Source organism: Novipirellula sp., assembly GCF_041583735.1.
Classification (GTDB): domain Bacteria; phylum Planctomycetota; class Planctomycetia; order Pirellulales; family Pirellulaceae; genus Novipirellula.
Window position 1 is genome coordinate 1 of record NZ_JBFHFD010000369.1, and the last position, 8575, is coordinate 8575.

Annotated in this window: 7 protein-coding genes; 5 read left to right on the top strand and 2 right to left on the bottom strand. The window is 55.2% G+C overall.

What is annotated here, in order from left to right:
* Positions 1-54 precede the first annotated feature (54 nt).
* Entirely contained in the window at positions 55-1650 is a 1596-nt protein-coding gene (locus ABX962_RS22780; RefSeq protein WP_372722614.1) for a permease, read from the bottom strand.
* Positions 1651-2082: 432 nt separating this feature from the next.
* Between ABX962_RS22780 and ABX962_RS22785 the strand changes: the two genes are divergently transcribed.
* Both ABX962_RS22785 and ABX962_RS22790 read left to right on the top strand, forming a co-directional pair.
* Positions 2083-2730 carry an RNA polymerase sigma factor gene (locus tag ABX962_RS22785; RefSeq protein ID WP_372722604.1) on the top strand — a complete coding sequence of 216 codons (648 nt, stop codon included), beginning with the start codon at positions 2083-2085 and terminating at the stop codon, positions 2728-2730.
* Positions 2731-2865: 135 nt separating this feature from the next.
* On the top strand, positions 2866-3915 hold the full coding sequence (locus ABX962_RS22790) for an anti-sigma factor (protein ID WP_372722606.1): 1050 nt from the start codon (positions 2866-2868) through the stop codon (positions 3913-3915).
* A 143-nt stretch (positions 3916-4058) separates the two neighbouring features.
* Here the strand turns inward: ABX962_RS22790 and ABX962_RS22795 are convergent, their stop codons facing one another.
* Positions 4059-5564 (bottom strand): MFS transporter, encoded by a 1506-nt coding sequence (locus tag ABX962_RS22795; protein ID WP_372722608.1) that lies wholly within the window; start codon positions 5562-5564, stop codon positions 4059-4061.
* Positions 5565-5945: 381 nt separating this feature from the next.
* Between ABX962_RS22795 and ABX962_RS22800 the strand changes: the two genes are divergently transcribed.
* From ABX962_RS22800 to ABX962_RS22810, 3 genes are all read left to right on the top strand, one after another.
* A complete protein-coding gene (locus ABX962_RS22800; RefSeq protein WP_372722616.1) occupies positions 5946-7496 on the top strand; it encodes a GNAT family N-acetyltransferase in 1551 nt (516 codons plus the stop codon).
* Positions 7493-8269, top strand: a complete 777-nt coding sequence (locus ABX962_RS22805) for a hypothetical protein (protein ID WP_372722610.1) — start codon at positions 7493-7495, stop codon at positions 8267-8269. The genes ABX962_RS22800 and ABX962_RS22805 overlap by 4 nt, the downstream gene beginning before the upstream one ends.
* Positions 8262-8575, top strand: a 314-nt coding sequence (locus ABX962_RS22810) for a RimK-like ATPgrasp N-terminal domain-containing protein (RefSeq protein ID WP_372722612.1), incomplete at its 3' end; no start/stop codon positions are given. The genes ABX962_RS22805 and ABX962_RS22810, both read left to right, overlap by 8 nt.

Here is an 8575-nt window from a genome sequence, read left to right on the forward strand (position 1 = left end):
GGTGGCTGGTCTTCTGCTGTAGCCCAAACAATCATCGTTGATCACGGCGGACGATCAAATATCGACTGCAGCATCATCCGCAACGTTGGCTGGCGAGTAGTACGACCACGCAAAAATCAATGCTGCCGAAGCGAAATAGCCCGCGACAAACTCGATCACCAAGCGGCGATCGGCCGGATCGAGTGTGATCCCGTCGCCCCAACCATCCAATCCAAACGCCTCAGGCCCGATGGGCAAGAACAATCGATTCCCCGAAAGGGGCGAGTGGATGATACCAAACGCGGTCAGCACCCCGGCAGCGACCAGCACCGCTGCAGCGACACGTAATTTGCGGTCGATCAATGCCGCCAAACACCAAGCCCACAACAAACTGGTCACGATAAAGCCGTTACTCAACATCGACAGCGTCAGCAGATCTCGCTTCAATTCATCACCGCTGAGCGTCTCGAGATTGATTCCTGCATCGAGAAGCGCTCCGTCGCCTAACATGCGTCCCGGCAAACTCATCGCCAAGAAGGCAAGTGCAGGCAGGCACGCCAAGCCGACGGCGGCATAGTGACGCCGTGGCGTGGCTAGAAAACTTTGCGCGGTGATCTCAAGCCCGATGAATACCAAAATGGGATAGACCACGGGCTTAGGCATCCAAGCATTCAGCCAACCGAAATAACCGACCAATCCCGCAGTACCGACCAATAACGCAGTCGCCAACGTGTAGGCGGCTCGGCCCCCCATCGCCTTGTAGGCGGGATGCCCGATGTAGGGAGTCGTTTGTACCACGCCGCCAAACAAACCCGCGATCAACGTCGCCACGCCTTCGACACCGATCACCGTTCGTGTGTCGTAATCGTCCCCGGCCGCTGCGGCACTTTCGGTACAATCGATCCCTCCCACGATCGTGGCGATGGCAAACGGAAACGCGATCGGCAAATACGGCAACGCATCGGGAAAAGCGGCAACCCAATCGAATTGCCAACTTTCAAGCCAATCCATCGGAAACCACTCGCTCGGCGGCGTTTCCGGAAACGAGTAACCACTTGCCCCCATCGAGCACAACAAAAAATAGACCGCTCCGGCGACCAACAGGGCTCCGAGTGTCCCGGGGGTTCGCCCCGGCAACGGAATCTTGGCAACCAGCGCACTGAGCACGATGACCATTGCCAGCATCCCCGGCAACGGGTGCCCAAGGATCTCGATCAGCGGAAAGAAACTTATCAAGACCAGCGCGATTGCGGCTAGCGATCCGAGCAATCCGGCTCGCGGGACCACGCATTGGACCCAGCGTGTGAGGGGGGAAAGGGCAATTTTCAATAGTCCGCTGAGCACGATACACCAGATCCCGATGTACCAAGTCCGGTATGCCGCATCCCAGGGCTCCAATCCCATCTGGATTCCCTGCAAATAGGAGGGCCCTAAGATAAACAGCGTGATTCCGTAGGTTGACGGTGTATCGAGCCCGAGCGGCATCGCGGTCACATCGCTGCGCCGCGACTTTTTGGCGAGCCGAAACGCGAGGTAGAAAAACGCCAAATCGCCCACCACGACGCCCAACGCCGTCCCCGGCACCATGTGCGAAACAACAAACTCGGTTGGGAAGCCAAACCCAGACAACAGCGCAACCAACAGCAGCAGCCCCACCACATTATCGAGCATCAACCCGAAAAACGCATTCACGTCACCGGGTTGAGCCCAATGATAGCGAGGAGAATTGGCAGGAATATGTTGGCTCAATGCACCGCTTTTCAATTGGGAATGGAACGCTGGATCTCCATGGCGCCCTATCGTAGCAATTGATTCAAATCGTGATGGCTCGGGGAACCTTAATTTTAAATTTCAGCCCCCCCCCCCCCGGATGTGCGGTTTTTAAGATCTGATGAAAATCGCTTTGACTGCATGCGATCTTCTGAGATACTAAATGGACAGAAAACAGACCCGCATGACGGAGGCCTTCATTTCCACCCTCATTCGCCAACAAAGGCGTGCTGTTTTCCTGTATAATTAACACGTCTATTATTCCAAAGACGTTTTACTTAGTTTTTATCGCGGTTCTTTGCCTCCTTATTCCATCACTGGAAGGCTTTTCTGATGAGCACGAAGACTCTAACCCCCGCAATCGCCGGCGAAAACGCCCACAGCGATCTGTCGGATGAGGGACTGATCACTCAGTACCGCAGCACGGGCGACCGAGGTCTGTTTGAAACGTTGATTCAACGTTACGAACGAGAAATCTTCAGTTATTTGCGACGTTATGTTGGCAATTCGGAGATTGCCGAGGATGCATTTCAGGGAACATTTCTACAGGTGCATCTGAAGTGTCAACAATTTGATTCGTCGCGACGTTTTCGTCCTTGGCTGTATGCGATCGCCACGAACCAGGCGATCGATGCTCAACGACGCAATAAACGGCACCGAATGGTCAGTCTGGATCGCAACAACGCGAATGAGAAGGATGACCGCGCGGGCAGTTGGTCTGAAAAATTGGTTGGCGACACCGTGGATCCGCATGTTGCGGCCGCCCAGGAAGAGAACAGCCGCTGGGTAAACCACTCGGTGCAAAGTCTGGGCGAATCGATGCAGCAAGTGATCAACTTGGTTTATTACCAAGGGCTGAAGTACCGCGAAGCGGCAGAGATTTTGGGAATTCCCGTCGGCACCGTGAAAAGCCGTCTGCATGCGGCAGTTCAGCGTCTAGGCATCTTGTGGGAAGAGTCTCACGAAGAACGAAGCGAGTAGATCTGCATTCCAGCGATGTCTCGGTTCGTCGATTCGCCGAACCACTTTGACGGCTCGCGCGTAGAACACGAATCGCCAATCGAGTCATTCGGGACTCCGGTGGGCCCGTGACGCTCAAATCAGTGTTGGAAGTTGATGCACGAAGACTTGCTCGGATATTTGCTAGGCGCCCTTGAGCCGCACGAGATGGATCGTGTCGCACAGTGGCTCCGGGAAAGCCCCAAAGCGCGTCGCGAGCTCGAGCAGATCGAGCGCGCCTTGCGTCCATTGGAAGAGCACTATCAACCGTCCGAAAGTCCGCCACCGGACTTGGTTTCACGCACGCTCGCCAATCTGCCGCCGCTGCCGAAACCGGGCGATTGTTACACCGATCCGGTTGCTGCGTCCGATGACGACCTTGCCGTGCTGCCCGCAATGAACAACGGGGTCGACCCGTCGCGGGATTCCCAATTCACGTGGCTTGATTGGCTTGGCGGCGCATTGGCCACCGCCATCTTGCTCGCATTACTGCTGCCCTCGATCGCCGAGGGACGCTTTGAATCGCGTAAATCCGCGTGCCAGAACCAGCTACGACAATTCGGCACCGCGCTGACTCAGTATGTTTCTCGCGATCACCAAAACCGCTTGCCCGCGGTCGCCAAAGAGGGCCCCGAAGCCTTTGCCGGTGTGTACGCGATGCGTCTGAACGATGCCGGATTGCTATCAGACATCTCAGGACGATGGTGCGCCTCGCTAGGACGTCCCGAAGCGGTCGAAGCGGATTTGACACAGCTGGACGAGTTTGCTTCGGTTAACGATTTGCACCGAGCATCGGTCGACCAATTGCGTGAGATTCAGCAATTTGCTGGCGGGCATTATTCGTACACGCTCGGAGTCGTGGACGGACAGCAGTTCAAGTCACCTAAGTTTGAATCGCGTTCTTCATTTGCGGTCATGTCCGATGCACCGACGGGGCGGTTCAGTGGCGTCGACATTCAACCGCAGAACGTTGGACACAGCGGACTGGGGATCAACGTGCTCTACGAAGATGGGCGAGTTCAATTTCTTTCCCTCTCTTCGCTCAACCAAATCCCCGATCACCCCTGGCTGAATCATCGCGACGAGATCGAAGCGGGGGTGAACATTGACGATGCGTCGCTGGCGCCAAGCTATCGCCCGCCGTTTGCGGATGTCCGCCAACGTTAGTGTCCGCCAACGTTAGTGCCCGCCAACGTTAGTGACAGCCCGCTAGTGACAGCCCGCTAGTGACAGCCCGTTAGTGAAAGGCCGAAACTCTTGCCGAGTTCCGCTCCCCCCCGCTTTTTGCAAAAAACATCTCTGCCGAAGCACTACTCTGATTCGGTCGCCATCCGCAACGCGGCGGTGGATGAACGTCGCTGCAGCGATGGCAGCACCGGCGAATCGAGCGAGGCTCCGTTGGGCCGTACGCTGAGCACTCGCACTCGGACGCGTGACATCAATCGACGCCCAGGTTGAATTCCAACGAGCAAACTGAGCGCCATTAAACGGCCTAGCGACGAGATGCCAAACAGCATCCAGTACGCTTTCTCACTGGCTTCGAAATAGGCCAAGATCCCACCGCCGATCGCGGCACCGAAGCACCAAGAGGTGCAATTGGCAAAGTTATAAAGTGTCAACATCTTGGTCCGCCGGCTGGCGGGCACCGCATCAAAAATCAGCAGAAAAAAGCCAAGTTCGTAAGCTGCCCAGACCGTCCCGCTGATGATTTGGATCATCGCAATCCACCAAAAATTGCTGGAAAGAATCCACAGTGAAGCGATCGGGACAATCCCAATTCCGCCAATCCACAACAAGCGTTTGGCACCGTAACGTCGCCCGAAATCCCCCCAGTACGAGAGGGCGATGATCTTGGACACAAACGCCAGCGCCAACAACGTGACAAAATCACGGTAAGACAGCGACAACTTCTCGAGCATGTAAGGCGAAAAATAGGGCCCACTAAGCTGGACCATCCCTTGCACAAACACCAAATAACCCAGCAACCGGATCGCCGAAATTCCGATCGACGATTCCGAGGGTTTCGGGGACACCACCGCAGCGGTCGCGGAACCTGCCGCGTGATCACGATCGGCATTGGTTTGCGGTTGATAGGCCAGCTGCGGAACCGTTTGCTGGGAAGTTTCACAAGCTGCAGGATCGTTAGCCACTGTCTTCTTGGCCGCAGTATTTTCAACCGCAGTGTCGCGTGCGGAAGTCACTGGCGTGGTGCGGTGGATGGTGAGCATCAAGACCGATAGCAAGCGAAACAGACTGGCTCCGAAAAACGCGATCGCAAATCCGGTTGTCACCCAGTCGCCTTGCTCGGCCCATTGCAGCAGCAAACCGCCGCTGACCAACCCCAGCAGCGTGGTGACTTGCGCCCATTTGGTTCGCCTCGCGAAATAGATCGTTCGCACACGTGCTGGGACAATGCGTTCAATCCATGTGTTCCACGCCGGTCCGGTCGCCAATCCCGAGGCCCAATAAATCGACGCAAACACCAACAACGACGTCAACGAAATCGATCCCAACATCGCCGCGACCGCGATCGGAATCAGACTCGCGGCTTGCAAGCATCCACAGAAAACGACCCAGCGTTGTTCAAATCCGAACCATCGCACCGCCGCAGGGGAGACCAACTGCGCCACACCGCCAAAAAACAGAGGAACGCTGCCGACCAATCCCGCCGACACTTCGCCCAAACCAACCGCCAAGGCAAAGGCCGCGAAATAGGATTCCCCCAGTCCGACCATCACGCCATAGCTCGCGCCGTCAACAAGGCTGACGCGGAGATTGGATCTCGTTATCGACGATGAGTTGGAACCAAAAAACATGGAGATCCAGGCGTAAAACAGAGGGACCAGCAAACGGGTTGCCGCAGGGCAGGGGGAAGCGCCCCACGGCGTGCTTCGAACGAGTACGTTCTGACGAACCAATCGATAAAAAACAAGCTCGTCGCGAGTTGCGCAACTTGTAATGGGAAGTCGACTCTAAAATCGAGAGGAAAATCTTTTCTAAAGTTCGCGATTCACCACTCGTCCAAAATTCACAGATGGATATGATTCGCCAGAGTTGGCATCTTTTTTTTAAAAGCAGTGACCAGCAGCTCCTTGTTTTTTGACGCAACGCCCCCGAGAGAATACGTGACCGACGACGCAAGCGGAGAATCCCCTCGAAACCCCAACGACTCTGGCTCGGGAGAGGTCTCGGATGAAATCGATCTTTCCAAGTTTGAATGGAACCTTGTCGTTCGATCGACCACAGCGGACGATTTCGAACCATTGATGGAGATCCAACGAAAGTGTTTTCCGGGAATGCCGATGTGGACGGCCGAGCAACTGGCAAGCCAGTTGGAACGGTTCCCCGAAGGCCAATTCGTCGTCGAGTGTGATGGCAAAGTCATCGCATCCTGCAGCGGTCTGCTGGTCAATTACGACGACAACTTGGAATGGCACAATTGGCAGAAGATGGCCGATGGTGGCTTCATTCGCAACCACATTCCTGGTGGCGACACGCTGTATGGGATCGAGATCATGGTCGATCCTGATTATCGCGGGATGCGTTTGTCGCACCGTTTGTACCAAGCCCGCAAAGATCTTTGTCGCCGCATGAACGTGGCTCGCATCATCGTGGGTGGCCGGATCCCGGGATATCACAAACATGCAGACCGCTTGACCGCGCGTGAGTATGTCGAGCGAGTCGTCGAGAAAGCACTTTATGACCCGGTACTGTCCCCCCAAATCGCCAATGGCTTCGCGCTGCAAGGACTGATTTCAAACTACTTGCCGTCGGATCACCAAAGCGCCGGCTATGCAACCTTCCTGGAGTGGAAGAATCTCGAGTTCAATCGAGCGCCAACGCGGCGATATCGGCACAGTGTTGAACCGGTTCGCATCGGTGCCGTCCAATATCAGATGCGCGCGGTCAAAGATTTTGAAGAATTTGCGCACCAAGCTCGCTATTTTGTCGACGTTGCCGGTGATTACAAGTGCGATTTCCTGCTGTTTCCGGAACTGTTCACGCTGCAATTGTTGTCGTGTTTGCCGCCTCAGCGACCGGGCAGTGCCGCGCGGGCTTTGTCGGAATTTACACCGCAGTATTTGGAACTGTTTACCGAGATGGCAATCTCGTTTAACACCAACATTATTGGCGGATCGCACTTCGTCGTCGAAGATGAAACGCTTTACAACATCTCGTATTTGTTTCGTCGCGACGGCAGCATCGAAAAGCAATACAAGTTGCATATCACACCGAGCGAACGTCAGTGGTGGGGCGTAACCGGCGGCGACAAGGTGGAAGTTTTTGATACCGATTGTGGTCCGATTTCGATCCAAGTCTGCTACGACTGTGAATTCCCCGAAGTCTCGCGGATCGCTGCCGAACGCGGGGCGAACATGATGTTTGTGCCTTTTAACACCGACACAAAACTGGGTTACCTACGAGTCCGATTATGTGCCCAAGCACGCTGTATCGAAAACCACATGTACGTCGCGATTGCCGGCTGCACGGGCAACTTGCCCTTTGTTGAAAACGCTGACATCCATTATGCCCAATCGGCAATCTTTACTCCTGCAGACGTCACGTTTGCGCGTGATGCCATCGGTGCCGAGGCGAATGCCAACGTGGAAATGGTGATCATCCATGACGTCGATCTTGAATTGCTTCGTCGTCACCGCGAAAAAGGTAACGTCACAAATTGGCGAGACCGCCGCACCGACATGTACCACGTCAACTACAATAACGGCAATGAGGTTCGCCACATTTGATCACCCCTCCGATACACCACTTACCGCTGAGCATCTTGGCTCAGCCGAGTGATTCCGATTGTGGCCCAACGTGTTTACACGCGGTCTATAATTACTGGAAAGATGAAGTTCCGCTGGAGCAAGTGATCCGCGAGATCGGTCAATTCCGACGCGGCGGCACGCTGGCGGTTCAACTGGCATGCCACGCGCTTGCACGGGGCTATGACGCCACGATCGTGACGTATAACCTTCAATTTTTTGACCCCACCTGGTTTCCTCCAGGCCGCGTCAACTTGGCCGAAAAGCTAAAGGCTCAATGCGAAGCCAAGATGGCCAAGGACGAGCGATTTGAAATCGCCACCGAATCGTATTTGCGATTCCTTGAACTCGGCGGTCAGGTGCAGATGGAACCGCTCGAAGAAAACCTGATCGTCCGAACTCTGATTGCCGGAGTCCCACTGTTGAGCGGTCTGAGCGCAACGTTTTTGTATCAGGAAGCACGCGAGCGGTATCAAGTCCGTGACGAGTCGGGCCGCACCGGTGTCGCCGACGATGTCGCGGGTGAACCGGTCGGTCACTTTGTTGTCCTGTACGGTTACGACGGGCAAACGGGGCAAGTCATGTTGGCCGATCCGTTGCAGAACAATCCGATCGCCGAAACCCATCTTTACACGGCACCGTTGTCCCAAGTTGCAGCCGCCATCTTACTCGGCATTGCAACCTACGATGCAAACTTGTTGATGATTCGCCCACGGAATCATCGTCCGACTGGAAAGGCCTCGGTAAATGTCTGACGTGATTGTCACGGAATCGCAAGCGGGATGGATCGGAGCGATTGATGGTGTCGAGGTCGTTGACCCGCGTGAATACCTGACCGACCCACGTTGGAACCGCCGGCGTGGAATCAAAGTCTATAACTTGGCGAATTCGTATCGCTACCAAAGCTTTGGTTACTACGTTTCGCTGCTGGCCGAAGCTCGCGGCCATCGACCGATGCCCAATGTGATGGCGATCCAAGACTTGGCCGGTAAAGCCAATGTACGATTATTGTCGCCGGAATTAGATGAGCTAATCCAACACGCGCTTTCGCCGTTAACAAA